This is a genomic window from Spirosoma areae (genome assembly GCF_054781775.1).
Window position 1 is genome coordinate 1 of sequence record NZ_BAAGTT010000030.1, and the last position, 23,739, is coordinate 23,739.

The following is a 23,739-nucleotide window of genomic DNA, read 5'->3' on the forward strand; positions in this document are numbered from 1 at the left end:
CATCAGCGTCGGTTAAGGGTGGATTATGAACGTTCGGTAAAGGTCTCCGAAGCGATGATCCAACTGGCAATGATTCGTATTATGATTCGACGTTTTTAATTTTTAGACAGCCTCTAAGACTATGTATCTTAAAAACCTCGTTTGGAAAAAAGTCTTCTTTTGTCTGATTAAGGCAACAATACGCTCATCGTTCGGCTTATCTAAACAATTGATAATGTGCTGCTCTGCCAGCGAAAACACTGACATTAAACGACTTTGGAATAGTGCGGACACTTCCTCCTCACTGTATTCTTTATTCATAGACTATGGAGATAGATTTGAACATCCTCGTCTTCAAAGGATCCGAGGTAATGTTCGGTCGAGCGACCTTGTGTGTGGCCAATTTGCTGACCAATCATCGCAACCGGCGCACCGCTACGGAGTAAAGTAGTAGCAAAGCTGTGACGAGCTGTGTACGTCACCAAATCACCCTCAACTTCTAGCTTTTCGCCTATCCGGCGCATCCATTTGTTAGTCTGCTTCACCACTTGACCGATTATATCTTTTTCTCGTTTTACTGTTTCCGCACCATTTAGAAAAGGAAATATATACTGATCGGGGTCGTGTTGTTGGTTAGCGTATCGGTTAATTATAGCCCATGTTTCTGTTCGTAATGTTACTCTGATGGGAGTACGGTCGCCTTTACGGGTTAGCTTTGTCTTTTGTCTGACAAAGAAAAAACAGTTGGCTGACTCATCTATATCACGCCATCGTAAACGGCATAAGTCGGCCATATTTAAGCCACTTGAATAATAAGTGAAAAGCCAGAGGTCATGTGCTCGTTGCTCACTGCTGTCCGATTGAGGTCGATAAGATTTAATTTTATCTAAATCAATCTTAGGTAACGCCTTTTTGGGAGTACGACCAGCCGGAATAACGTATCGGTTACGCCCGAAGGGATACTCTTGGATTGAGATAATGCCTTTGTCCTTTGCTTGGTTAAATACCGCCCGTAGGTGTCTGCAATAGATACCTACCGTCGTCAACGAGGCCGGTTGGGATAATCCATTTGAGCTTTGTGATGCTTTTCCCTCATGTAACATCCAGGATTCATATCTGCTCAAAAAATCGGCATTTATTTGCTTAAACTGCAAAGATATCTGCTCTAACGTTGGTTGTTTAGGTAGTATTGGTAAGCTCATACGCCGGCGTTCTATATCAGATAACTGATTAATAAACCGTAGTAACGATTTTGCCACAAGGCCGTATAAACTGGCAGTTCCAACGCGTTTTTGTTCCTGCATTGATTCTTGCCTACGAAGTAGCGATTGAATCACATCATCGCGATCAGCATGGTGTAATTCCTCTTTGCCATAATTGGCGAACTTGTCTTTGAATGTATCAAAAGTAAAGTTTGGTCCTAATTGCTCAACTACGTTGCGAGCCTTACCTAACCAGCCCTCTATATAGCCGTTAAGCGAGTCTTTAAATCCGTAAAGACTACGATGCAGATTGATAAAGTTATCATCTTTGATGCGATTATCTAAATCACTTTTCATTCTGTCAAGGCGTTGCCAGTCAGAACGAGTAACTTTAATGCCAGTTGTGAAGAATCGTTTTTCCCGCTGATGGGTCACTCTAATTTTGATGATACCGAGGTTAACATCCTGAACTTTCTTTTGGTCGAATACCAGGGCAATTGTTACCTTTTGCATAAGCTATTTATTAATTTAGGGACACCACAAGGGACACCACAAAAATAACGAATAGACCATAAATAGCAATAAAACCAAGCTTTCTCTTATTTATAAACTACTGATATTCAGCAATTTTGCCTGAAATACAAAAACAGCTATAAGGACATCTATACGAGTACTTATGACTGTTAATCAGAGGGTCGCTGGTTCGAGCCCAGCTTCGGGAGCCTGATAATCAAATAGTTACGCTCTAATTTTTCGTAACTCCCTTATCAACAGGTTTTATTTACCACAGGCCGCTACCCCATAGCGGCCTGTTTTTGTGTTATCGCAACCCCGCCCCTGAGTCCCAGCACCTTATTTCCCGCTATTTCCGCGCTGCAAACCCCCTCGACTCCCCATTTGTAGCGGAAATCTTTTGTACACCAACTATTCAACAAAAATATATAAAATCATATGATGTTAACAAATTCCTGAATGAGTAACCTTTGCGGCTTTTTTTATCGCCAATAGTGGCTATATTTTTTCCTTGTTAGTAATGATTACCAAAAAAGAATGCCTATTAGTGTCCGATTTACGGTTCGTAAGAACTATAACCTGCTCTTAGCCAGACTTAGTGTAGACGGAATAGAGGGTTCCCTGTTCTCGCCCGTAGTCAAGGGCAAGCCCGCGTTAGTTGTTGGTGGCGTGTGGACCCAGAAGCAACAGAAACGAACGGATCGCAATCAGGAAGCTACCGACTTCAATAAATTGCTTCGCCAGATTGTCACCGACCTTGAAACGATTTGCGACCGGCAGCGTGACGCGGGCTACGAACCGACACCCAAAACCGTTCAGCGCGAATACCAGACCGGCGAGACGCCCGAATCCCTCCTACCGGCCAAACCCGCCAAACCAGAAAATACCCTCCTCGATACGTACCGGGCGCAACTCATTACCCTCCACAGTTACAGGGGCACCGAAAACCAGCTATCTCCGAGTACCATCGAAAAATGGGCCTATGGACTTACCTATTTGGAAGCTTATCTCAAGGAGAAGGGACAAACCAACCTGAGAAGCGATCAGGTTAGCGTGGGTTGGGCCAAAGACTACCACGTTCATTTGATGAAGGCTGGCCCTATGTCAGCCGACAGCGCCACCCGCTACGTCAAGCGAATCAGCGATTCCCTCGATAGTCTCGTCGATTACCGAACCCTTCCGTTTAATCCCATTGCGGGCTATAAGTTCGGCCGAAGCAAAACCAAAGACGTGTATTTTCTCGAAAAACCCCACCTCGAAAAATTCTGGAAACTCGACAATCGGGGCAAGGCCGGTGAATGTATCTGGTGGATGGGCCTGATCTTCCTGACTGGCTTAGACTATCCTGATGCGGTTCGCTACGTTCGGAACCGCAGCGACTATGACCGGCCTGGCAATAGCAAACCCAGCATTCTGATCCGGCGCAACAAAACACCTCATGCCGAGTGCCGTATTCCCGTCTGGCCCGAACTAACCGCGTTGCTTCAATTCGTGCCACCCGGTGAGCCACCCGAACCCGAAGAAATTAACGACTACATGAAGGGCGTCGAGGTGCTGATCAACTTTCCACACCGGCTTACCTGCAAGATTGGTCGGAAAACAGCCGGGTACATTTTTCTGATGCGTGGCTACACCATACGCGCCGTTTCGCGAATCCTGGGTCATTCGAGCATCGCTGTAACCGAACGCTATTACGTCAAGGTCACGTCCGAATTAGTTGATCAGGAGACCGAAGCCCTTTAATCCGCTATTTTTTTGCAGCTCTTGTACATAATTATGTACAAGCCTTGATATGTGTGTCATTCCCCCGGTCCGACTCTCCTATTTTGGGGGAAAACCGGGGGAAAATGACCACAATTCGGGCGATAATAGCCGCTTTTCTGGATTTCGAGGGGATTAATAAAGCGTACATTGCCGAGCAATTATACGGCAAGCGAGGGCCGACATGGACATCTAAGTTGCGAAGGAAGCACCTCGGCATTGAGGGACGGAGCTTTACGGATGCCGAGATTGACCGGCTTATGCAAATACGAAAGGAGTTCCATCAAAAGTTGTTGTAATCAATTTTTTCGTACATAATTATGTACTACATAAGCTAAAATAAAAACTCATATGATTAGAACACCCAGTATCTCATCCCACCGGGTTGTATGCAGAAGGGCCTCCGGCCCGTAGTGAACTCTTGAGCGAGTCGACTCCGAGCCGGAGGCCCTTCTGCATCTAAGCACTGGACTTTGTCAGGTGGCAACGACCGCAGTGAGAAAACGTTTAGTAGATAGTGTCGAAGAGCGTATAGGTGCCCAGAGTGAAACCAGAAGCGCCCGCTCCATGACCGGCCCCTTTCAGGGTTATCAGTTCAACGTTTGTCGCACCAAGGCTCCTCATGGCATCATACGCATTTTTCGAATTGAAGTAAGGCACTACTTCGTCGGCATCGCCATGATACAACTGCGTGGGGGTCCGGGGTTTCCAGTCGTGAATGTCATTATCCTCTATAGCCGCTATAAAGGCCTTGTCGGTCCCGCTATTAACGCCCCTCTTGAACGTATCGGTAAGAATCGTATTCAAGCTGACCCTGATTATTGCCTCTTTGCCCTGGGCAGCGATTTGGGTAGCATAAGGCTCCTTAAAGTAGTACGACATTGGTCGATTCAGCCCATAAACCCGGTCATAGGTCAATAATGTCCAGATATAAAGCCTATTGATGCCGGGGTCAGGAAGCGATGGTTTATTAATGATTTGATTCATAAAGGCCGGTTTGTCGTAGGCCCCAGCTCCACAACTCGACGCTACTAAATTAAATTCGCTGCCGGTTTCTTCTTCAATTTTTTTCTGTAAAGCCAGGGTGGCATAACCCCCTTCCGAATAACCCGCAATGAACAGCCGCTTGTCCCAATTCATATTTTGGGCACTCATAAACTCGCGGGCAGCCCGCAGCATATCGAGCGATACGGTAGCTAAGCCATTGCGATTCTCATAGGCATGCTGGAGGTTTTTTGAGACTCCATACCCAATATAATCCGCAGCGGCAACAATGTATCCCTGCGAGGCAAATGCTGACCCATAGTTGTAGGCATCACTGCTCGGCTTGTAGTACGACGGCGCATCATTGTCGCTTATGATTGTGCCATGTTGTGTGCTTAACAGGGGTAAGGGCGTTGTTAATTTAGGCACAAGCAAGGCACCCGATGCTTTGACAGCTTTCCCATCTGTATCGGTCGTATTGTATTCCAGCCGGTAGACTTTGATAGCATATTGAACGAAGGGCAGGTACTTGACGCTTGCCCCTGTAAACCGGGTACGCAACTGTGCGGCTGAATACTCGCCAATGAGCGAACCGCTAACTAATGTTGCGGCCTGGGTTGACCGTGCGCCATTTGGTACGGTAATCTCAGTTGGGACAGGCTCATTGGTTTCCGACGTTTTGCAACTGACCGGTGCTATAAGTAACGTGCAGCCAGTAAATAGGGATACAAGAGTTGACTTGATGGGTAACATCATGAGGGGGTGAGTTAAGTAAGTTACGTGAGTTTATTGTTTTAAAGGGTTGTTTTCTTAGTATTTGTATACTATCTGCTCAACAACCAAAAAAATCAAGAAGTGAATAGTAGTCACTTATTCAGCTACTTATTAATATTTTTTACAAAGGTAAGCAAACTCAACCAACCGTTTAATAAATAAATTATTATTATATTTAAAATTTACATTAACTAATTAAGTTTTTTTAGGATATATTTTACATTAATAATATACTTATGATTTATAGAAGAATTAGTAAAACTTTATCCAGATTTCGTATTTAGATAGAGAGGCCTGTTCAAACGCATATAGCTTCTTAGCGATATAGAAACTTCTCGAAAGTCAGCGGTTGTCCTGCTACTGTCAATGCGTCAAATAATAGCCCGGTTCAAAATTGAACTGGGCTATTATTTTGTTTTTAATAAGATTGCTCAGAACCGACGAACAATTAGCACCACCACACCCACACAGAACCCGGCAAACCCGGCCAGCGTGATTCGGTATCTGTAGCGACTGTGCCGGAGCCGACGAACGGTCAGGATGAGCAGGCAGACGGTGATAATGAGCATAGATTGCGTAGCGGAGGTGTGAACGTGGTGGTTCATAAAATGATAATCTGTTGATTGTTAAGTATTTAAGGATTAATACTTTTCCATATATTTTTTAAGTTCACTAAGAATTGGCAAGATTTTGGCTATTGTTGTAGGCTTAAACCACCCCATCAATGGTCGACCCTGAAAATACCGATCTGCTCAAAGAGTACATCATGACGCTACTGGCCACTGAAGAGGTGTTTCCCGGTATTCCACACCGTCAATGGGGCAACGAGTTTACTAAAACCGAACTACAAGCTATTTACTCTGGCCTGAAATTTGTGCTCGAAGAGGCCAATCGAAAAACCCATAAAGAGCTACTCAAGGAGTTCATCAAGATCGATGAACCGAATATGCAACTGCGTTGGTTTTTGCACAACCACTGGGAGGACATTGTGAAGTTAATGACGAAAGAAGCTAAGTAAGTGATTGGACGCAGCGTGATACAAGTAGTTCCATCGTCGGCGGTGGGTTGGCATTCCCGATTTGCTTCTGACGTTGCTCCTTATTGCCCAAAATCTGGTAATCGACCGGGAACCCTTGCGCCCTGGCTGTTTCGCTCGGCTGAAGCATCCGAAAATAACAGTCCTCAATGTTTGGCCGTCCGTCGATTAAGGCGATGCTATCCCGCGTCGGTATGGTTGAGGTCGGCTCATACGCGTGGCTCGCCTGATCCTGACCGTGATAGGGTGCCAGAATCAAACTACTGTGTCCTGTCGTCATAACCGTATCGGTCGGCTCGGTGGTTGGTTTGGCTCTGGCCGAGCCGTGAATCGGCACAATCAGCGACATACTGTTTCCCTGTCCAGTAATCGTAGGCAGCGAATCGGTCATCTCACGCGCGGGGGTCGTTTTTCGATTCGGCACGATGAACGAACCCAATGGAGCGAGTAGCATTTCCTGACTTGCCGTTGTCTGGGTGTGCATGATGTCGGTCAAGGCCCGAGACGGTGAACAAGCCCGATTCGCGACCAAAAACGGTTGAGGACTGACCAAATTCATATCAATACCTGTTGTCTGGGTTGGCATTGCATCGGTCAAACTTTTCGTTCTATCGCCAGCGGAATGCGTAAACGAGGATTGAAACAGGAATGGCGCAAAAAGGTAGCTGCTGTATCCCGTCGATTGCGTGTTGAGCGGGTCGGTTTCGGCTCCCCGAATGCGACTTTCTAAACTACCGTGCTGGTTTCGCTGGTCCAGAATCGTCGGTTGGTTGCCGAATTTGTCAAGGCCGAATTGAATACGCTTGAGGGTATTTGGCGTAAGCGGTTTTTTCTTAAACAAATGCCGGTCGCCAATCCGAATCATTGGGTAAGTCAGGTCGAGGGCGTTGAGTGCAGCATAGTAAAACGGCACGACGGGAGCGGCACAAACCGAGCAACGGTAGATGTACTGAGTTTTGTACTTACCGGCCCGGCGTCCGTTTTTCCACGTTTGCACGGCTTCGACGGTTCCGCAGCGAGGGCAGGGCGCTTTCGGCCTGATGTCGAGGTCGGGTTTCTTATTGCCCTTTTTCCAGAAAACAATATAAATCCGGTCGCGGCTCTGGGGAGCAAACCCGGTGATTCCCTCGCCATGTGCGAACATCGCATTCATGTAGACGCATTCGTGTAAATAACCGAGTGCGTGCATGGCTTTCAGCCAGGCGTCGAACATGACCCACATCCGCACATCGACCACGTTTTCCACGATGACGTTCTCGTATTTGTGAACCTCAGCAAAGCGGGGAACGTCCCACATGGTTGCGCGACTCCGAACCGCCGAGGCATCGAATGCCTTATTTTGAAAGATGTCCTGTTGGTGGAGGTTCTTTCGCTTTTGTCCCTTGGCCAGACTGTGATTGGTACACTCAGGCGACGCGATAAGCATCGTCGTTCGCTGATAGCGGGCGGGATGCGTTTCGGAGATGTCGGCGCAATCGTGATGCGTGTCGGGATGGTTCGTGTTGTGCGTTTCAATGGCGAGTTTCCAGTGATTGAGGGCATATTGAACGTGAACACCGGCCACTTTGCGAGCACCCTGTGAACTGCCACCCATGCCGCAAAACATATCTTTTATGGTAATCATACTTGTACGAGTTTCGTTTTATAAATCCATTGTTTCCGCTCCTCCAGACTCTCTGCCACAGCCAGCCACGCGGCTTGTTCATCAAGGGTTGCGCCCAGCAGATCGAGCGCATGAAAATAGACCGGGCGTTTGTTGCTGACTACGCCGTCCGCATCGGGTGGGTAGGTGAAGGTGTAGTAGTTCGTCGTGCCGATCCGGGCATCGAATAGCCAGGTCATGACGTGAGCGGTATCGGTGGGCAGATACACAGGCGTACCGCGCTGGAGGGTGTTGAGTTCGTCGGTCGTCATTGCTCGTTCCGGTTGGGCGGTTTTTGGTTCATCGGTCAACAGAGTAAGCCCGTTCACGCTTAGCCAGAAGTGAACGGGCTGTGAATAATTAAGACTTTTTGGCGTGTTCCACTTTCAAGACCACCACGTCACGCACGGCACCGCCAGCGTTGAGTTTCTCGACCATCTTATCGAGCAGGGGCGTTGCCCAGTTGGGAATGTATTTGTCAGTCGTTTCAATCATGACTTTAGGGAAGTCGTACAAGGCCCGGCCTAATCCGAACTGAACAGCGCAACGTTTCATGGCATCGCTGATACCGCCCTTGACCGGCTCGATGTTCGTTCGTGAGGCACCGTCGGTTTTGCGAACAATCTCGCCACCGGGTAGCACGGCGGTAATGGTGCAGAGGAAACCGCCCTCGATTTCCTTAATCTCATTCTGCCAGCCCGCCCAACCGAACTGATCGTCGAATCGTTGCATCACACAGCGATTCGTGATATAGGGCACAACGATAATTTTTTGCCCGTCTTTGGTCTGGCTCTGCATTCGCCATTCGATTTCCTGAACAGAAAGTGGGGCCATTAGTACGTCTAAATTCATTGAGGTAAGGGGTTATTTGTTGAGGGCTTCGATTAGTGCGTCAGCGTATTCGACGGCTTTAGTTGTAGCCGTTTCCTTTTTGGTATAGGCTGAATTAGCCAGTAGGCCAGTAAGAGCCTGAGCCGCGAAGTATTCGCGTTTGGTTAGGCCGGATTGCCAATCGCTGGCAAAAGCGTTATCGCCATCATTGGTAGGGGCTTGTTGTTCTTCCATACTTGACATTTGAGTTTAAGGCCCGGTTATGAGCCGGGCCGGTTGATTAATTCATCGGTAACGCACGGACAACCTCCTGTTTCTGCCGGGTAGCTACGACTTGCAGCATCGTCAGCATGAGTATTGTGGCCTCAAGGTCATTGCCCGGCAAAAGCCTCGATTGCCCATTGCGTGGGTCAGTCGCCAATAGGTCATACAGCGCATCGGGCGCATCGGTGATTGTCACTTCGACCGCGTGAGAGAGCCGAAGGGTCTGGATGCGCCCGACCTGATGCGGAAAGGGTAAAAAGTTCATAGCGATAGATAGGATTAGTCGAGAATGAGCCGATCAGCGCGGAACGAACGCCAACCCTGAACCAGTGTATCGTAGTAGCGAATGGCGAGCAGGGTGCCGCTTGGTTTGGCATCGCTCTTGGTTTCGGGAGCCGCCCCATAGTATCCCACCGCGAAACGCTCGCTACCATCGTCTTTGTAGTAGAAAAAAGAGACGGGTTTGACCAGCATTTGGGCTTTCAGGCGAACCGTTGCCCACGCCCGTTTGAGGGCTTCGCCGAACGATAAACCCGCTTTTTTGATGAGTTGCCACGCCATGCGAAGAATTTCGGCGCGGTCGGGGTTGGTAAATTTGATAGTCGTTTTCATGTGTGTAATTGTTTTAACTGTGACAAATATATCACAATTACACATAAAAAGAAAACAATTGTGATAAAAAAAGAGATTTTTTAACGCAACTTTTGGTATACTTGTAGGCACACTCACCAATTGTATTTCCTACCGCCCATGAGCAAGCCTATTCCGGCCCTGTTTGCTGAGCAATCAGCCGCCCCCTTTGTGTTTCATTCCGATACGGTTCCCCGCCGAATCTCCGAACCCAAACTCTCGTTTCGCTTCAATAAAGGCGAAATCGGCTTCACCAAAGGACTGCTCGAACTGCTCGACTACGACAAAAGCAAACGCGTCGCGTTCGTCAACTTCAACGCCCATGCCTACCTGACCCGCGTCGATAAAAACGGTCACTGGCTCAATGTCATCGCGAAAGGAAAATTCGGCATCACCGGCGCGACTGTGTGCGACAAAGGGTTTGTGCAGACGGCCATGCGCGCGCTCGGTCACGGCCCCGGCGATGTGATTTATTTCCCCGTCGCGAGTTACCCGACCACAGCCGCCGAACTCGGTCTCGACCCCGCCGTATATACTAATCCGTTCTACCGGATCGTCAAGGACCAGAAGACTACGAAAGGCTGATGCTCAAACTCCGAATCGAAACGCAGCTTACTCCGAAACACCTCGGCGTTGACCTGGCTCCGACCGAGGCCCGGTACCTGCCCGTTTTTCCCGCCCCCGAGGTGCCCGACACCTTCGGCGATTACGAAAAAGCCCTCGACCTGGCCAGAGCGGTTAACCTCAACGACTGCCCACGCATGTACGCGCGTCTATCGGGTAGATTCATTTTTGGGGATTTGATCGAGGCTCTGTTCACGACCTATAACATTCACACGGAACGGCTCATCATATCGACCTACTCCTACTCACAGAATAACGTCGATAGTTTGCGAACCCTGCTCGACGGCGGTTTCGTTGATTCGATTGATTTGCTTGTTTCGGACCAGTTCTACACCCACGAAAACCGACCGGGTAAACTCATCCCGTACACCTATCAGGAATTAGACCGGGATAATCGGTTTCAACTCGGCGCATGTGGTACGCATGACAAGCTGACGTTTTTTAAAACGGATGGTGGTAAATTCATCTGTATGCACGGATCGGCTAACTTTCGCTCGTCGGGTTCGATGGAACACGTTATGATTGAGAACAGCGAAGCCCTGTATACTTTCGTCGTTCCCGGCATTGACCGACTGATTAAATATTTCAAAACGATCAACAAATCCGCAAGGCACTCCAACTTATGGCAAACGGTTCAGGCTCCTACAAATCCATAAATCGCTTTCGCGAACGTAACGCGTTTACTGCCGGGCGCGGTACACCCTCAGCAGCCGCCCAGCGCCGAGCCGAGACGATTCGTCGAGAGGCATTCAACGTGGCCAATCCGGTTCCGTTTTAATCAACATCACGACACGATCACGACATGCCATTCAAAAACGGCAACACATCGGGCAAGCAATTTTCGAGCGACTATCAACCGGCTGACGACCGCAAAACGCACGGTCCCCAACGGTCATACGTCGCCCGTCAGGTATTGGCCTTACGCATGGAAGTGGAAGCCGACACCATGATTGAACTCCTCAAATCGTACCCCCAGATTGATGAGTACCTGACCGCCGAGGAACTCATTACGCTCATGCAGGTACACCGGGCGGTTATCCACCAGGACACAGCCGCGTATAAGGCGTTGATGGATTCGGCCTATGGTGCCCCGATGCAGCCGCTTGTCGGCGAAGACGGCGGGCCGGTCCAGATTGATCAGAAAGCGCAGAGTACGGTGTACATCATTGACACGACGGGCGGGCATCGTATCCCCGCACCTGATGAAGATTATAGCAACCCCGACAAATGAAAGCTATTATCTGGTTCCTTAATAAACTACTGATTCTCGCTGTGTTGGCGATCATGATTTACGTAATCGGAACGCTTGATTCGATTACCGCTGAAGAAAGGGGCGAATGGTGCGGCCTTCTTATTGTCGTTTTCGTCTACTGTCTGCTTTCTAACGATGAATAAGCAACCCCGACGCATGAGAGAGCAAGAATGGCCGGTTCCGCTTTACCCTGTTGGCGGTTGCAGTACATGGCACTGCCCACTGACGGGTAGACTATACGTCATGCACATTCGCTATTCTACTCTCAAGATTCACTCCGAGGAACTTACCAACTTCGGGCGTCAGGTCGGCCAAATCGGTAACAATCCGATTGATCGGCCCCATCCCTCACGACGGGGTCGCCACCTCAAACCCGACGAGTCTCGTAAAGCCCGGTATTCGACCGCTCGCAAGTAACTTAAGGAGTGGTTTTCTGTTCCCCCATCTACGCGCCCCTCTACAACTTACCCCCCGAAGTTCGGTACATCGACCTGTGGGGCGGTCGCTCGCGCGGTGGCTCCCATGCCGCGACCGATTACGCGCTGTTTTACCTCTCCCAGCCCGATTACTTTCGCGGCTACCTGATGCGCTACATTCAGGGCGACATTCGCGTATCGCTTTGGCGTGACGTGATGGACCGCATGGACGAGCGCGAGGCTAAGGGATTGCTCCGACGTTCCGACTACCGCATCAATACGAACGCGATGTCGATTGTTCACATTCCCTCTGGCAACACCTTACAGTCACGCGGGTTTAAAAAATCGTCGGGCGCACAGACCGCCAAAATGAAGTCGATTGCCGGAGCGACGCATATTTTCATCGAAGAAACCGAGGAGGTCGAAAAAGACGACTTTAACCAGCTTGACGATTCGCTGCGGACGACCAAATCACCGCTTCGCGTCTTTCGGATTTTCAACCCGCCCAAGAAAAACCACTGGCTCATTCAGGAAAATTACACCCTCACCGACTCACGCGTAACGGGTTACTACGTCGCCCAACCGATTTCCCGCCCGAATTTCCTATCAATCTTTTCGACCTACCACGATAACATTAAAAACGTCGCGCAATCGACGATTGATAAGTTTGAGAGTTACCGCTTCACCAACCCCGAATGGTACTGGACTGTCGTTCGGGGTTTAATCAGCGAGGGGGCCAAAGGCCGGATTTACCGAGGCTGGAAACCGATGACCAACGCCGAATTTAACGCGTTGCCCTACTCGTCTTATTACACCCTCGATTTCGGGTTCAGTAATGATCCGCTTGCTCTCACGGAAGTCAAACGGCACAACAAACGCCGGTATGCCAAAGAGTTAATCTACGAAACAGAGGTTTCGGACGAGGAATTGATGCGTCGGCTCAAGGCGTTTCGGGTCGGCTCGCGGCCCATCATTGCCGATTCTGCTGAACCTAAATCTATTTCCCTCCTGCGGTCGAAGGGCTTCAACGTCATTGCCGCCCGCAAAGGAGCCGATTCGGTTCGGTACGGCATTAAGACCATGCAGGGGCTTCAGTTCTTCTATACCGAGGAGTCGAAAAACATTGCGCTGGAGTATCAGGAGTATCGCTGGCAGCTTGACAAAAATAAAGAGCCGACAGATGAGCCTGAAGATAAGAACAATCACGCGATGGACGGTCTACGCTACGGGGAGATTACCGACCCCTGGGGCGGTGGACCCATTGAGCATACATAGCCGCTCCTTATCTTCAATTCGCAATCTGCCTTGCTTGTGTGTGTCACGGCGGCCCGACACTATTGGTTAACGACGGCCAATTTGTCGCCCGCCCTTTTCCTACACAGTAAGACTCCAGACTGCACAGACTGCACACACACGCTATAGACGCACCCGCGTCAGGGTATGACTGCCTCAGCCAGTCACCAATTCCCAATTATAGCAATGCCAAAACGTTTGTATGAAGCCGCCAACCAAACCGGCGTCGTTCAGGGGTCGCCAAATACGGGCGTCGATATTGTGCCCGGTAACGTCGTCAAGGTCATTTTCGTAGCCCTCGCTGACTTTACCCTCACGACAACGACGTTCCTAACCTCAGCCGCCTGGATTGCCTTTCTCGCTGATGTCGCCAAAACCCACGCGGTCACGCCCTTCATTGACAATTTCAAGATCGAGGGAACGACGCCCCTGACCGAAGGCGGTAACGATACAACCACGTATAACGGGGTTCCTCGTTTGCTGTCCACCAGTTTCGCCAAAGCCTCGGGGATGATTGTAGCCGCCGACCCGCTCCAACTCAAGGCCATGCGAAAACTGGCTGCTAAATCGGGCAATTTCCAGCAGGGTACGCGGGTGGGCTGTTTTCTGGTTCACGAAGGCACCGGCATCACAGGCCGCGAACCATCGGCCGGAGCGCCCACCATCGTTCGGGCCATTCCCTGCTTTAACATCTTTATCGGCGATGCCGAGAAGGGCGGTTTAGGGGCACCCGATAAGTATGCGTTCGAGTTCCACTTAGAGGGGGGATGGTCGGATGAGCAGAAAATCTATGAACTTGCTTTCGAGGGAGCGGTCCTAACTAACCCCGCTCCGTAAGCGAGAACATGGATTCCAATGATGCAGCAACCACCTTTCTGTTACGAGGAAAGGAGAAAGAACCCGTCGAATTCCCCAAAAAACAGGCCAAACGAATTTTAGACCTTCAACAACGTACCGGACTTACGGACTACGTTGAAGCCGAAGACGAGGCCCAAACAGACCCCCCAACTCCCAATGCCGATAACGGACAGCCAGGCGATTCAGTCGATACTAACGCCGGTAAACGCAAAGGCTCTAAAGCGGGCGAGTGAGGATAATGACCGGCAACGGTTCCATACCGGCCCGGCGACCGACGAAACGGACGCCGGGCCGTATGCCGCTGTTTTGAAAGCAAGGGTAAGCGGGATTCTGAACAATGAGGAGAAGTTCAAACGGTTTTGCTCGCTACTCAATTACCCCCTACCCTCCTCACGTCTGATTGACAAAGGAGCCGATGAATACGCCAAAGCCTTTAACGCCGAGGATCGCTACGTCGATTTTGAGTTTAGTTCTGACAATCTGAAGGCCGACGCATCGGAATTCTTAGACGCTATCAAGTTCGACGACTGGCTAACCAAAAACCTGTTTAATCAGTGTTTACGGGCGTCAGCCGCCATCTGGATTGTTGATTTACCCGCCGAACCCAACCTCACCGGCTTCGCTACCCCCGAACTGCTACTTCGCGAAGTGGGCGGGTTGACCGACCTGTTTACCGACAAACGCGGGGACGTGACGGCGGTTATCTACCCGATTTCCCCATTACGCGACGAGACCGGCCAGAAAATTACCGCGAAGCGATGGGCGGTTCTCGACGATGAATCGTATCGTGTACTGATTGAGCGCGACGGTCAGAATGGCGCCACTGTTCAGTTTACCAATTACCACGAGTTGGGCCGTTGCCCGGCCAACTGGATATGGCACGATAGGCTCGACGAAAACAAGCCGCTCCGCATTCAGTCACCGTTACACGCCATATTCTCGGACCTCGACGATTTGGTTATCGGCAACGTCTTTCGTCAGCACGTCGATTTGTACGCTTCATTTCCCATTCTGTGGAGTTTCAAAACCCGGTGTGGCTACGAAACGCCCGACCGCGAATCGAGTTGTAACAATGGCCTGATTACCGTTCCGAGTAAGGATGAAAACGGCTCTGATTGCCGGGTTTCGGCCCCTTGCCCGGTTTGTGCGAAGAAAAAGCCCATTGGACCCGGTTCATGGTTAGAAGTGCCGCCCCCGGTCGATAACCTGTCGGCCAATCTGAGTACACCGGCTGGCTTCATCAACGCTGACCGCACCCTGCTCGACTACAACGTCGAGAAGCTTGACGCCCTGAAAAAAGACATTCTCGAGGCCTTGACCGGCGACAGCAACAACGTCGACCAAACCAAAGATGCCGTGAACGCCGACCAGGTGCAAGCCCGGTTCGAGTCACGAAAAGCCATTTTGTCGTATTGGGCGTCCCATTTGCAACAGACCCACGCCGAATGCCTGTCGGTCCTGTTTTCGCTTCGCTACGGCCCGTCGTTTATCTCGCTCGCGGTTGACTACGGGACCGAGTTTCATTTGTTGAATCCCGCGCAGGCCATCGCGGATTACGACGCAGCCCGCAAAGCGAACCTGCCCATGTATCAGCTTGCCATTCGTCGAGAGCGGATTGATAAGCTACTCGCTGGCGCCAACGAAGCGAAAATGACCCGGCTGGACATGCTCGCCCAGCTCGAGCCTTACCCTGATTTGCCCCTCGCTCTGGTTCCAGTGGGTTCGGACGCGTGGGAATTAAAGGCTAATTTCAGTCAGTACATTGCCCGGTTTGAGACCGAGAACATGGGTCTCGACCTATTCGGTAAAGGAAAGCCCTTGCCGACCCGCTTAAGCAACATCACCCAAATTTTATACCAATACGTAAACGATGGAAAATCCAGACGAGAAGTCCCAGAACCAACAACAATTCCTGGACAGCCACGGTAAACCCCTGACGGGAATTGCCTTGATTAACGCCCAGAAAGCCGCCGAACGAGCCGCGCTCGCAGCCGAGGCCAACCTAAATGCGGGGCCAAAACCGCCCATCGAAGCCATCAAAGACGAGGCTACGGCAACCGGCGAAACCGAAGAACAGCGCATCGCTAAAGCGATAGCCGCCGTTCGGGAAGCCAATCCCGATATGTCCATCGACGACATCGCGAGCTTAGTTACGAAAGTGTTCAAAAAAACGGAGACAGTTGAGGCCAAAGTGGATAAGGAAGCGGCCCGCATTATCAGTTTCGTTGACAACACGTTCAAAAAGAAAGTCTTTCTCAAGAAAGATAAAGACCGTCAGTTCCCGCTGGAGGAAGAAGCCCTGAACGGGGTCGTGGTTCGGCAGACCTACAGGAAGACGACCGAGGAAGGCGACGCGGTGACGGTTCCCGCCCGGAACGTCAACGAGATTGCCATTTACTCGAAAGAAGATTTCGAGCGGCTCAATCACGGCGATCCCAAGAAGCCCGGTTTTGCCCGCGAAGGCATCACGGTTGAGGTATGGCACAAGCCCGGTCAAACCGATACGGTTCAGGATTAACCAACGAACTGTAGTATTTTCATCGGAAACTAAACACGCTTAGCAAGGCAACGCACGCAATGACTTACGAAGAATTTCAGGCTGGATTAGCCGAGACCCCCGAACTACTCGGAACCGTGTTGGAGAAACACGAAGCCGATGCAATCAAGCATCTGACGGATGGAAAAAAAATGGTCGTCACGACGCTGGATGAGTACAAGACAACCACTCAGAAAGCCATTGACGAGGCCACGAAAAAAAACCATTCGGATTGGGAAGCCAAGATTGAGAAAGTGACGGGTCAGAAGCGGCCGGAAGGCAAAAAGGGACTTGAATGGTTCGACGAGTTATCGGCCAAAATCAAGTATCTGGATGGTGAAGGAGTTGACCACGAATCACCGCTTTACAAAGGACTTAAAAAAGAGTTGGACGATCTAAAGACGGAGCGGGCCACCGAAAAGAAAGAACTGTTTAAAGCGAAAGTGGAGAACCAGGTGACTAATGCCATTAAAGGCTTACAGTTTGCGACGCCCAGCCATTTAAAAAAAGACGACGACAAAGCGTCGTTTCTCAAACAAAAGGCTGAGGATGCCGCCGACATCTTTACCGCACGGTACACGCCATCCTACGATGATCAGGGCAGGCTTATTTTTAGTAACAAAAAGGGAGAAGCGCAGACGTTAAATGGCGAGCCAATGACAGCCGACGCCATAGCCGCCCGCGACTTCGCCAACGAACTCCAGCCGAAGGGTCACTCCCAGGGCGGAGCCGGTTCGGGTGGTACGGATACCCCCAACCCCAACGGGAACGCGGATTATTTAGGCGCAACGACCGAAGACATTCGGACCAAACTCGCCGAAATGATGATTCCGTTCGGTAGTGATAAATGGGCTGACCTGTACACCAAAGCGCATTTGGCAGCCGGGTACATCAAAACCGAGGAGGGGACTTACGTTAAAAAAAGTTAGTGCCGCTCCGAGTGAGCAGGGTGAATGAGACTACGCACAGCAAGGCCATGTCTCACAATTTCACCTCCTATCAAAAATGGCTGCTATTGCCGGAACAGTTCTCGAAAACGCCGTACTCATGGCGCGGGACCGATTTATGAATTTTGAGAAACGTCGGCCCGATTTGGGCGTCGTTGGCGCCTTCAACAAGTACGGTGATAACCTCATCGACGCGGGAACGATGAAGAAAAACCGGGCCTCGGCTCGGCGCCAAACAAACATCGTCGTGTTGAACCGTCAGCAGACGGTCGTTCGCGACACGCGGTCGGTGAACATCACGCCCATGGGTTCGACCAGCGCAAAGGTTGGGCTGAACTGGAAAAGCTACGGCTTTGACGTGGGCGTCGTTGAGTCCATCAACGCCGATAACTACATCACGGCCCAGGCTGATTTAGCGAACCAGCTTGAACAGGGCATTCGCGACGTCTTGAAAGCCATTGACGCGGATTTCGCCACGTTCCTCGAATTAGGGAAGTATTCAGCCTTACCCGCGAGTACGCTCATGGCCATCTCGGGGGGTGCCTACCTGACCACGCAGAAAGACATCTGGGTCAATTTGCCCGCCGTCATGCGAAATCTGGAACTCGACGGGCCGTACCACATGCTGAGTAACATCGAAGCCCTGGCCAACCTGACGGAGTTATCGATCCACGGCACGTACAACGACCAGAACCGGCAGAAGCTGATTCAGAACTACGAGTTCGGCTACAGCAAGAACCTGAATCCAGGCACGTCGAACGAGGTCTACTACGCCGTACCAACCGGCTCGCTGGCGATGGTGGATTGGGTTGAATACGATTGCCGCAAACCGGGCGGGCGTGGCTCGTATGACGGTGGGTTGTACTACGATACGATGACGCTCGAATTTACCGCCCTTGGGGGTGAGAAATTCAGCCTAACGTTCGGGTTCATGTACCGGGGCGAAGCACAGGACAAATCAGCCATTCTGCCCGGTCTGGAGCGTGCCTACGCTGATGCGTGGTCGTTGTTTGTGGACATCGCCCCCATCAAGGCGTACTCGTCGGAAGCGGGTAAATCGCCCGTCGTGAAAGTTCTCGCCGACGCGGTATAAGGATTGGGCCCCGATGGTGGCTAAGTAACCACCATCGGGGCCCATTTTATAACTTCTTGATTTGTTCCCTCATAAACCGTTTTCAGGAAAATGAAATCATTCCTTATTCTCGCCATTGGCGTACTGCTTAGTCTGGTTCTCGCGCAGCCCGACGCCAACGCCCAAACGACCCTGTTACCTTCCGCGAATCGAATCGTGTATTCGACCAACGCGGTTGAGGTGCAGGATTCGGTGAAAAAGGTCGCCTATACCTTCAAAAAAGGCACGCTGATTGTCCAGACGAAAGGATTTTCAGGCGGTTCGGCGGTGCTTGTCGAAGCCCACAGCCGACAGCGTATCTGGGCCGGTCCCGTCAACAGCATTAGAATCGTCGGCGTCGCGAGTAGCGACTCGTTGAAAGTCCTATCGCTCAAAGCGACGCCGTTCTAAATCAGTTACTATTGCCTGATTATTCATACTGTTGCAAAACGCCCGCCTGCCAACGCTGGCGGGCGTTTTGTTTAACCTCATCGCCAATCATGCTGACTGACAAACTACTTACCCGCTTGCAGCCCATGATTGGGTTTCGGGCCAATACGTTCAACCCCGCCGATGCCAACAATTACGGTTTGACCGATGAGTTAAAGAAAACCTCGACCGGGCTGACGGTGGACCAGTGCCACGAACTCCTGCAGCTACCGACACTCTTTGCGGTCTATCCCAACAAGCTGGCCAACTTCGGCGACTTTCTCAAGCAAACGCGGGACGATGCAATCCGCTCGCTTCTCACTACACTCGATACCCGGCTCGCCGAGGTGGGATTGGCGGCACGGCTTCTAAACCCGACGACGTTGTTCAAAGGTACTCCGGCCGCGACGGCCGTTATTGAAAAGGCGGGCAATTCAGTTGGGTTTCAGCTTCGCCTGCAAAAATCCGACGTGACCGTCACGCTCGACCGATTGCTGTTTTCGGGTTTGTGTGACGAGGGTTTCGCCCTCACGCTGACCAATGAAGAAACCGGCGAAGAAACGCCTATCTCCATTGGCGAGGCTGGCATCTGGCAGGATGTCGCAATTCAGTTATCAGCGGGTTATGGTTATTTGCTCCTCTACGACGAGGCCGGGTTGGGCGAGAGCAATGCAGCCCGGAATACGATCACCCAGTGGCCGAGGGCAAAGTCGGGCTGTCAGGGGTGTTGGGCGGGTTGCCTGAACAGCTACGTAGCGATTGATTCAATTAAGGTCAGTAGTAGCGGAACGACGATTACCAAAGACACGAATTACGGCCTGAATCTCGTCTTTTCGGCGGAAGGCGACGTTTCGGGGCGGCTCGTCGATAATCCGAAACGGCTACTCCCCTTGCTACGCCAACAAATGGCCATGACGTTTCTGGAAAAAATTGCCTATTCGACCCGGAAGAATCCCGATACCGAGGATGCAATTCAGGGAGCGTTATTCGCCCTGACTGATAAAGACAATGCAAACCGGGTGCCAGTGCTGTATGAGCGTGCGTTGGCGTCCCTCGTCAAAGCGATGCAGGCCGAAGCATCGGTAGCCATCGACGTAAATCAGGCGGATGAAATAAGCTGGAGTAGCATTTAATTCTGCAAACGAAATGGTTTCGGAACTGGTTAATTTCTTCATCGGTCCACTGCTTCGAATTCCCATTGAGCAACTTGTAGCCCAGACCATCGACGCCCACGACGACGACATCGTTGAATTGAACCTCGCTCAACTCGCAGCCGGGAAAACCGCTGAGGGGTCGGACATTCGACCGTTCTATAAACCCCAGACCATAAGGCTCCGGCAGAAAGAAGGTTTGCAGACTGACCACGTTGATTTGAAGCGAAAGGGCGGTTTCTACAAAGGCACATTTGCCAGGCGCACGACGGGCGGAACGGAAGTGTCGAGCCGTGACCCCAAAGCCCAGTTTTTGCAGGGTCGTTATAGTGTCGATATATTCGGCCTATCGGTTGCCAGTCGTGAGCAGCTTAGCGAACGGATGCGACCCACGCTTCAGAATAAATTTAACCAGGCGCTTTTATGAACGAACCGCGCACCCTTACCGAAGCGATAGAGCGGATCGGTAATAAACTCTCGGGCCTTGAGTGGACCGAAGTAATTTACAACCGCGTCGCGATTCACGATGTTAAACTCGCCGGTCAGGACAAACCCCAGATAAAGCCAATGGCCTATGTGGGTAATGGCGAGTATGCCGATTGCCGTCCGAATGACAACTATACTTCGGTTGTCTTTTTCGCGTCGAAGGATCCCGAGAAGAACGACTATAATCAGGCATCACCGTTCGGCCATGCCCAAAACCATATCAACCACGCTACGCGCGCGGTCACGTTGTACGGGTGGGTGAATCTGTCGAAACTACCCGACTATGACGACGGGTCGGGGTTTCCGGAAAAGATTAAGCTTCAGGTAAAAAAATCGCTCCAGCTGGTTCGATGCGTCACGCAGATAACCGGTTATCAGGATGGCGTGTTGCCCGACGTGTTCAGACCGTTCGTCGTTTCCGACCTCGACCGCAAGTATGACCGTTGGCCAACTGTTGCTTTCAGAATTGATTTCACCGTCATGACCGTCGAAACCAATGTTAGTTAATCAGAACGTGTTGAGCATTTTTGACGGGAAAACTCGTCGAGAGATACCGTTGTCTCAAATCGAATACCTCGCCGGGATTGGTAACTATTCGCTGATTCACATCGCGGGTGAAAGACCGATTCTGGTATCGAGAACGCTCCGAATAATGGCCGAGGAGTTGCCGGGCTTTATTCGTATCCACAAACGCACGCTCGTCAATCCCCGGCACATCGTCGATTACCAGCGAAAGGCGGGCACCATCCGTTTACCCAACGACCGCTCGCTGCTAATCTCGCGTCGACGAGAATCCTTCGTCTACGCCCTGCTATGCAAACCCTGATTGCTTCGCCCCAACTGACGGTCTTACTGTATGACTCGATTAAGGACCAACCGGCGAGCCTATACCAGTTAAGCCGACAGTATGAGATCATGGCGGCTGAACTCGGCAGCAACGAAGCGGAACAGGCTGAAATGCTGAACAAAGCCGAGGACTACGCCCTGACCGGAAAACTCCCCGAATTTCAGGAACAGATGCGAAATTATCGGCTGGCCAGAGTATTAGCCAAAAGCCGGTTTCAGACCGGGCAACTCGATTGGGCCTGTCGGATTCATTCGGTCAACGGTGTACCTGTAACTGATTATGGCGAAGATGCACTCCTTACCAAAATCGACGAGTGGTCAGCGCTTGGGTTGACACAACAGCTAATCGAGGACTCCCTTGCTGACGTAAAAAAAAATGCCTTGACGAACTGAAACGGTTCTTTCCGGGACGGTTCGGAAAAGGCGGGGTACGAAACCAGCTCGAGCACTTGCGGACCTACTTACTGGCCAAAGTGTCGTCGGTCCTCGACCCGTCCGCAGCGACGCAGCAAGCCTACCGCGATGCGTTCGGCGTCTTGGTGGGCAGCCAGAAACCGGCCTGTTTTTCCGAGAGCGGAAACCATGTGCTGACCGCAATGGAAAAGGGATTTGAAAAATTGCTCGTTGTTTTGTCGGAGTGTGGTTGCTCATCGCCCGACCGATTGACCGTTTTTCAGTTTTACACCTGGCTCGATCACCTCAACGAAAAGTACGAGGCCCAGAAGCCCAAACCCAACCCGCAGCATGGTCAACGATAGTAATTTTCTGGTCTGGTTTCAAAATGGTGAGTCGGAATTCGATTCGAGCCTACCGCGTCCCTTTCTTCGGGAACCGGAAATCCTTTCGCCAATCGTCTGGCTGGTTCCGGGAGAAACCATCTCGTTTTACCTCAACGCCACCGACAATACCGCTCCCGCAGGAGTCCTAACGCTGGTCGATGAGAAAGGCGTATCGCACGCGCTGGCGCAAACGCTCTCGACGATTGAGTTTTCAAATGGCGCCCATCGGTTCGGCTCATTCACAGTTCCGGCCTTATCCGAAGGGTTCGCGCGAATCAAACTTGGTACGCTGACAAGTCAATATTGTTGGGTGAGTAGTGCCGCCAATGCAGTTGATAAAACGGCCCTTGTCAAGTTTCGCAATAACGACCGGCTTCAGAACTTTCGGTACCGGTATTTGCCCCCCAATTTTTACCAGCAGTTTCGGATTCGGTTAGCCGTGCGCGGGGAAGAGGCCGAACTTAATAAATCGACATATCGCGAAAGTACTACCGGAAAAACCCGGCATCTATACTCCGAGCCGCGTCAAATCGTCACGTTTTTAACGCCCGAATACGACCGCAACGGACACCGGGCGATGGTGTCGATGCTCGAACACGACTCCCTATTCATCAATGGCGAACCGTTTGCCTTCGCCCAGGCGTATAAATCGAATCCCAACGAAGGCCAGGCACTCACGACCGGCGAGTTTAGTGTTTCGGATGAAAATTACGCGACACTGCACCGGAGTTAAAAAAGCCCGGATTTGCGAAGGCCGGGCCTTTTTTGCAGGTGGAAAGCAGCAGGTAACGTTTAGCGGGCGTATACCTGATGAGGGAAGGGATTATCTTAAAAATAGGTAGGCAAAAGGACTCAATTCTACCTTTAAATAAAAAGGATAGTATTTGCAGTGTCAGTGCTTTTTATAGCTTTAGATTGACCGCTACTTGCCTGTTTTCAGTGCCTTAATCCTTATTAAAATTCTAAACCTCCCTCACTATGAAAACAATACGTATAAAAAAGGCTCTTTTCGGCCTATTGTATCTGGCTTTGGCTACTCTGCCCTGGTCTTGCGCCGATCATCGCATCGACCCGCCCGTGAGGGTAACTTGCTCCTGCCCCTATCTGTTTAATGATCCGGGCAATCATGGATCTGAGACAAGAACGATGGAATGTCCTACCGGACGGTTTAGCTGCATATGTGGGGATCTTTCCTTCAGAGGAGGAATCCGAGAGTTTAAATGCCTCGATTAAGAGTATGCGACGTTGTTGGTGGAGTTTGGATCTGACTACTCCAAACTCCGTTGGACACACGTAACAGGGCTTTAAAGTAACGTCAATTTACACTTCTTACGCTCACAAAAAAGCCCCAACTGATGTCAGTTGGGGCTTTTTTAAGTCAAAGAGAGTTGATTG

The 23,739-nt window shown here is 50.8% G+C and carries 31 protein-coding genes; 22 read left to right on the top strand and 9 right to left on the bottom strand.

Annotated elements, in window-relative coordinates:
* Nucleotides 1-296: 296 nt before the first annotated feature.
* Nucleotides 297-1,694 (bottom strand): tyrosine-type recombinase/integrase, encoded by a 1,398-nt coding sequence (locus ACYVI1_RS17645; RefSeq protein WP_460912057.1) that lies wholly within the window; start codon nucleotides 1,692-1,694, stop codon nucleotides 297-299.
* Nucleotides 1,695-2,231: 537 nt separating this feature from the next.
* On the opposite strand from ACYVI1_RS17645, the gene ACYVI1_RS17650 reads away from it, so the two are divergent.
* Both ACYVI1_RS17650 and ACYVI1_RS17655 read left to right on the top strand, forming a co-directional pair.
* Nucleotides 2,232-3,437, top strand: a complete 1,206-nt coding sequence (locus tag ACYVI1_RS17650) for a tyrosine-type recombinase/integrase (protein WP_460912058.1) — start codon at nucleotides 2,232-2,234, stop codon at nucleotides 3,435-3,437.
* Between the two features lie 104 nt (nucleotides 3,438-3,541).
* Nucleotides 3,542-3,754: a hypothetical protein gene (locus tag ACYVI1_RS17655; protein ID WP_460912059.1), complete on the top strand. Its 213-nt coding sequence runs from the start codon at nucleotides 3,542-3,544 to the stop codon at nucleotides 3,752-3,754.
* Nucleotides 3,755-3,962: 208 nt separating this feature from the next.
* Here the strand turns inward: ACYVI1_RS17655 and ACYVI1_RS17660 are convergent, their stop codons facing one another.
* Nucleotides 3,963-5,195 (bottom strand): alpha/beta hydrolase family protein, encoded by a 1,233-nt coding sequence (locus ACYVI1_RS17660; RefSeq protein WP_460912060.1) that lies wholly within the window; start codon nucleotides 5,193-5,195, stop codon nucleotides 3,963-3,965.
* 449 nt (nucleotides 5,196-5,644) lie between these two features.
* Entirely contained in the window at nucleotides 5,645-5,818 is a 174-nt protein-coding gene (locus tag ACYVI1_RS17665) for a hypothetical protein (RefSeq protein WP_460912061.1), read from the bottom strand.
* A 119-nt stretch (nucleotides 5,819-5,937) separates the two neighbouring features.
* Between ACYVI1_RS17665 and ACYVI1_RS17670 the strand changes: the two genes are divergently transcribed.
* The gene (locus ACYVI1_RS17670; RefSeq protein ID WP_460912062.1) at nucleotides 5,938-6,231 is read left to right on the top strand and encodes a hypothetical protein; all 294 of its coding nucleotides are present in this window, start codon (nucleotides 5,938-5,940) and stop codon (nucleotides 6,229-6,231) included.
* On the opposite strand, the gene ACYVI1_RS17675 is transcribed toward ACYVI1_RS17670, so the two are convergent.
* The 6 genes from ACYVI1_RS17675 to ACYVI1_RS17700 are packed head-to-tail and all read right to left on the bottom strand — an operon-like array spanning nucleotide 6,224 to nucleotide 9,598.
* Nucleotides 6,224-7,873, bottom strand: coding sequence for a DNA cytosine methyltransferase (locus ACYVI1_RS17675; protein ID WP_460912063.1), 1,650 nt, complete (start codon nucleotides 7,871-7,873; stop codon nucleotides 6,224-6,226). The two genes, ACYVI1_RS17670 and ACYVI1_RS17675, sit on opposite strands and share 8 nt — an antisense overlap.
* A complete protein-coding gene (locus ACYVI1_RS17680) occupies nucleotides 7,870-8,220 on the bottom strand; it encodes a hypothetical protein (RefSeq protein WP_460912064.1) in 351 nt (116 codons plus the stop codon). Before ACYVI1_RS17680 ends, ACYVI1_RS17675 begins: the two co-directional genes overlap by 4 nt.
* A gap of 31 nt (nucleotides 8,221-8,251) precedes the next feature.
* Nucleotides 8,252-8,743 carry a Rad52/Rad22 family DNA repair protein gene (locus ACYVI1_RS17685; RefSeq protein ID WP_460912065.1) on the bottom strand — a complete coding sequence of 164 codons (492 nt, stop codon included), beginning with the start codon at nucleotides 8,741-8,743 and terminating at the stop codon, nucleotides 8,252-8,254.
* 12 nt (nucleotides 8,744-8,755) lie between these two features.
* Nucleotides 8,756-8,956, bottom strand: coding sequence for a hypothetical protein (locus ACYVI1_RS17690; protein ID WP_460912066.1), 201 nt, complete (start codon nucleotides 8,954-8,956; stop codon nucleotides 8,756-8,758).
* Nucleotides 8,957-9,002: 46 nt separating this feature from the next.
* Nucleotides 9,003-9,251 carry a hypothetical protein gene (locus ACYVI1_RS17695; protein ID WP_460912067.1) on the bottom strand — a complete coding sequence of 83 codons (249 nt, stop codon included), beginning with the start codon at nucleotides 9,249-9,251 and terminating at the stop codon, nucleotides 9,003-9,005.
* A 14-nt stretch (nucleotides 9,252-9,265) separates the two neighbouring features.
* The gene (locus ACYVI1_RS17700) at nucleotides 9,266-9,598 is read right to left on the bottom strand and encodes an SH3 beta-barrel fold-containing protein (protein ID WP_460912068.1); all 333 of its coding nucleotides are present in this window, start codon (nucleotides 9,596-9,598) and stop codon (nucleotides 9,266-9,268) included.
* Between the two features lie 138 nt (nucleotides 9,599-9,736).
* Between ACYVI1_RS17700 and ACYVI1_RS17705 the strand changes: the two genes are divergently transcribed.
* The 19 genes from ACYVI1_RS17705 (at nucleotide 9,737) to ACYVI1_RS17795 (ending at nucleotide 23,077) form a co-directional block, all read left to right on the top strand.
* Nucleotides 9,737-10,201 (top strand): hypothetical protein, encoded by a 465-nt coding sequence (locus ACYVI1_RS17705; protein WP_460912069.1) that lies wholly within the window; start codon nucleotides 9,737-9,739, stop codon nucleotides 10,199-10,201.
* Nucleotides 10,201-10,896 carry a hypothetical protein gene (locus ACYVI1_RS17710; protein WP_460912070.1) on the top strand — a complete coding sequence of 232 codons (696 nt, stop codon included), beginning with the start codon at nucleotides 10,201-10,203 and terminating at the stop codon, nucleotides 10,894-10,896. The genes ACYVI1_RS17705 and ACYVI1_RS17710 overlap by 1 nt, the downstream gene beginning before the upstream one ends.
* Before the next feature lie 146 nt (nucleotides 10,897-11,042).
* Entirely contained in the window at nucleotides 11,043-11,471 is a 429-nt protein-coding gene (locus tag ACYVI1_RS17715; protein WP_460912071.1) for a hypothetical protein, read from the top strand.
* Nucleotides 11,472-11,648: 177 nt separating this feature from the next.
* Nucleotides 11,649-11,909, top strand: a complete 261-nt coding sequence (locus tag ACYVI1_RS17720) for a hypothetical protein (RefSeq protein WP_460912072.1) — start codon at nucleotides 11,649-11,651, stop codon at nucleotides 11,907-11,909.
* Between the two features lie 8 nt (nucleotides 11,910-11,917).
* Nucleotides 11,918-13,183: a PBSX family phage terminase large subunit gene (locus tag ACYVI1_RS17725; protein ID WP_460912073.1), complete on the top strand. Its 1,266-nt coding sequence runs from the start codon at nucleotides 11,918-11,920 to the stop codon at nucleotides 13,181-13,183.
* A gap of 204 nt (nucleotides 13,184-13,387) precedes the next feature.
* On the top strand, nucleotides 13,388-14,038 hold the full coding sequence (locus ACYVI1_RS17730; RefSeq protein WP_460912074.1) for a hypothetical protein: 651 nt from the start codon (nucleotides 13,388-13,390) through the stop codon (nucleotides 14,036-14,038).
* An 8-nt stretch (nucleotides 14,039-14,046) separates the two neighbouring features.
* Nucleotides 14,047-14,292, top strand: coding sequence for a hypothetical protein (locus ACYVI1_RS17735; protein WP_460912075.1), 246 nt, complete (start codon nucleotides 14,047-14,049; stop codon nucleotides 14,290-14,292).
* Complete coding sequence (locus ACYVI1_RS17740; protein WP_460912076.1) at nucleotides 14,216-15,988, top strand: hypothetical protein; 1,773 nt, start codon at nucleotides 14,216-14,218, stop codon at nucleotides 15,986-15,988. Before ACYVI1_RS17735 ends, ACYVI1_RS17740 begins: the two co-directional genes overlap by 77 nt.
* Nucleotides 15,930-16,577 (top strand): hypothetical protein, encoded by a 648-nt coding sequence (locus ACYVI1_RS17745; protein ID WP_460912077.1) that lies wholly within the window; start codon nucleotides 15,930-15,932, stop codon nucleotides 16,575-16,577. The genes ACYVI1_RS17740 and ACYVI1_RS17745 overlap by 59 nt, the downstream gene beginning before the upstream one ends.
* Before the next feature lie 59 nt (nucleotides 16,578-16,636).
* Nucleotides 16,637-17,524 (top strand): hypothetical protein, encoded by an 888-nt coding sequence (locus tag ACYVI1_RS17750; RefSeq protein WP_460912078.1) that lies wholly within the window; start codon nucleotides 16,637-16,639, stop codon nucleotides 17,522-17,524.
* A gap of 76 nt (nucleotides 17,525-17,600) precedes the next feature.
* Entirely contained in the window at nucleotides 17,601-18,635 is a 1,035-nt protein-coding gene (locus tag ACYVI1_RS17755) for a hypothetical protein (protein WP_460912079.1), read from the top strand.
* Nucleotides 18,636-18,725: 90 nt separating this feature from the next.
* Nucleotides 18,726-19,064: a hypothetical protein gene (locus ACYVI1_RS17760; protein WP_460912080.1), complete on the top strand. Its 339-nt coding sequence runs from the start codon at nucleotides 18,726-18,728 to the stop codon at nucleotides 19,062-19,064.
* Nucleotides 19,065-19,153: 89 nt separating this feature from the next.
* A complete protein-coding gene (locus tag ACYVI1_RS17765) occupies nucleotides 19,154-20,215 on the top strand; it encodes a hypothetical protein (protein WP_460912081.1) in 1,062 nt (353 codons plus the stop codon).
* A 13-nt stretch (nucleotides 20,216-20,228) separates the two neighbouring features.
* Complete coding sequence (locus tag ACYVI1_RS17770) at nucleotides 20,229-20,660, top strand: hypothetical protein (RefSeq protein WP_460912082.1); 432 nt, start codon at nucleotides 20,229-20,231, stop codon at nucleotides 20,658-20,660.
* A complete protein-coding gene (locus tag ACYVI1_RS17775) occupies nucleotides 20,657-21,226 on the top strand; it encodes a hypothetical protein (protein ID WP_460912083.1) in 570 nt (189 codons plus the stop codon). Before ACYVI1_RS17770 ends, ACYVI1_RS17775 begins: the two co-directional genes overlap by 4 nt.
* Before the next feature lie 49 nt (nucleotides 21,227-21,275).
* The gene (locus tag ACYVI1_RS17780; RefSeq protein ID WP_460912084.1) at nucleotides 21,276-21,545 is read left to right on the top strand and encodes a LytTR family transcriptional regulator DNA-binding domain-containing protein; all 270 of its coding nucleotides are present in this window, start codon (nucleotides 21,276-21,278) and stop codon (nucleotides 21,543-21,545) included.
* On the top strand, nucleotides 21,533-21,958 hold the full coding sequence (locus ACYVI1_RS17785; protein ID WP_460912085.1) for a hypothetical protein: 426 nt from the start codon (nucleotides 21,533-21,535) through the stop codon (nucleotides 21,956-21,958). The genes ACYVI1_RS17780 and ACYVI1_RS17785 overlap by 13 nt, the downstream gene beginning before the upstream one ends.
* A 56-nt stretch (nucleotides 21,959-22,014) precedes the next feature.
* A complete protein-coding gene (locus ACYVI1_RS17790; RefSeq protein WP_460912086.1) occupies nucleotides 22,015-22,323 on the top strand; it encodes a hypothetical protein in 309 nt (102 codons plus the stop codon).
* Nucleotides 22,310-23,077, top strand: a complete 768-nt coding sequence (locus ACYVI1_RS17795; protein WP_460912087.1) for a hypothetical protein — start codon at nucleotides 22,310-22,312, stop codon at nucleotides 23,075-23,077. The genes ACYVI1_RS17790 and ACYVI1_RS17795 overlap by 14 nt, the downstream gene beginning before the upstream one ends.
* The last annotated feature ends 662 nt before the right edge of the window (nucleotides 23,078-23,739 follow it).

Bases quoted from the DNA above. Each gene is read 5' to 3' on its own strand.
- ACYVI1_RS17670 (WP_460912062.1), top strand. From the start codon at position 5,938: ATGGTCGACCCTGAAAATACCGATCTGCTCAAAGAGTACATCATGACG.
- ACYVI1_RS17645 (WP_460912057.1), bottom strand. From the start codon at position 1,694: ATGCAAAAGGTAACAATTGCCCTGGTATTCGACCAAAAGAAAGTTCAG.
- ACYVI1_RS17685 (WP_460912065.1), bottom strand. From the start codon at position 8,743: ATGAATTTAGACGTACTAATGGCCCCACTTTCTGTTCAGGAAATCGAA.
- ACYVI1_RS17785 (WP_460912085.1), top strand. From the start codon at position 21,533: ATGCAAACCCTGATTGCTTCGCCCCAACTGACGGTCTTACTGTATGAC.
- ACYVI1_RS17695 (WP_460912067.1), bottom strand. From the start codon at position 9,251: ATGAACTTTTTACCCTTTCCGCATCAGGTCGGGCGCATCCAGACCCTT.
- ACYVI1_RS17700 (WP_460912068.1), bottom strand. From the start codon at position 9,598: ATGAAAACGACTATCAAATTTACCAACCCCGACCGCGCCGAAATTCTT.
- ACYVI1_RS17735 (WP_460912075.1), top strand. From the start codon at position 14,047: ATGGATTCCAATGATGCAGCAACCACCTTTCTGTTACGAGGAAAGGAG.
- ACYVI1_RS17650 (WP_460912058.1), top strand. From the start codon at position 2,232: ATGCCTATTAGTGTCCGATTTACGGTTCGTAAGAACTATAACCTGCTC.
- ACYVI1_RS17745 (WP_460912077.1), top strand. From the start codon at position 15,930: ATGGAAAATCCAGACGAGAAGTCCCAGAACCAACAACAATTCCTGGAC.
- ACYVI1_RS17730 (WP_460912074.1), top strand. From the start codon at position 13,388: ATGCCAAAACGTTTGTATGAAGCCGCCAACCAAACCGGCGTCGTTCAG.
- ACYVI1_RS17705 (WP_460912069.1), top strand. From the start codon at position 9,737: ATGAGCAAGCCTATTCCGGCCCTGTTTGCTGAGCAATCAGCCGCCCCC.
- ACYVI1_RS17760 (WP_460912080.1), top strand. From the start codon at position 18,726: ATGAAATCATTCCTTATTCTCGCCATTGGCGTACTGCTTAGTCTGGTT.
- ACYVI1_RS17715 (WP_460912071.1), top strand. From the start codon at position 11,043: ATGCCATTCAAAAACGGCAACACATCGGGCAAGCAATTTTCGAGCGAC.
- ACYVI1_RS17665 (WP_460912061.1), bottom strand. From the start codon at position 5,818: ATGAACCACCACGTTCACACCTCCGCTACGCAATCTATGCTCATTATC.
- ACYVI1_RS17675 (WP_460912063.1), bottom strand. From the start codon at position 7,873: ATGATTACCATAAAAGATATGTTTTGCGGCATGGGTGGCAGTTCACAG.
- ACYVI1_RS17710 (WP_460912070.1), top strand. From the start codon at position 10,201: ATGCTCAAACTCCGAATCGAAACGCAGCTTACTCCGAAACACCTCGGC.
- ACYVI1_RS17775 (WP_460912083.1), top strand. From the start codon at position 20,657: ATGAACGAACCGCGCACCCTTACCGAAGCGATAGAGCGGATCGGTAAT.
- ACYVI1_RS17655 (WP_460912059.1), top strand. From the start codon at position 3,542: ATGACCACAATTCGGGCGATAATAGCCGCTTTTCTGGATTTCGAGGGG.
- ACYVI1_RS17690 (WP_460912066.1), bottom strand. From the start codon at position 8,956: ATGGAAGAACAACAAGCCCCTACCAATGATGGCGATAACGCTTTTGCC.
- ACYVI1_RS17795 (WP_460912087.1), top strand. From the start codon at position 22,310: ATGGTCAACGATAGTAATTTTCTGGTCTGGTTTCAAAATGGTGAGTCG.
- ACYVI1_RS17755 (WP_460912079.1), top strand. From the start codon at position 17,601: ATGGCTGCTATTGCCGGAACAGTTCTCGAAAACGCCGTACTCATGGCG.
- ACYVI1_RS17720 (WP_460912072.1), top strand. From the start codon at position 11,649: ATGAGAGAGCAAGAATGGCCGGTTCCGCTTTACCCTGTTGGCGGTTGC.
- ACYVI1_RS17765 (WP_460912081.1), top strand. From the start codon at position 19,154: ATGCTGACTGACAAACTACTTACCCGCTTGCAGCCCATGATTGGGTTT.
- ACYVI1_RS17660 (WP_460912060.1), bottom strand. From the start codon at position 5,195: ATGATGTTACCCATCAAGTCAACTCTTGTATCCCTATTTACTGGCTGC.
- ACYVI1_RS17770 (WP_460912082.1), top strand. From the start codon at position 20,229: ATGGTTTCGGAACTGGTTAATTTCTTCATCGGTCCACTGCTTCGAATT.
- ACYVI1_RS17740 (WP_460912076.1), top strand. From the start codon at position 14,216: ATGCCGATAACGGACAGCCAGGCGATTCAGTCGATACTAACGCCGGTA.
- ACYVI1_RS17750 (WP_460912078.1), top strand. From the start codon at position 16,637: ATGACTTACGAAGAATTTCAGGCTGGATTAGCCGAGACCCCCGAACTA.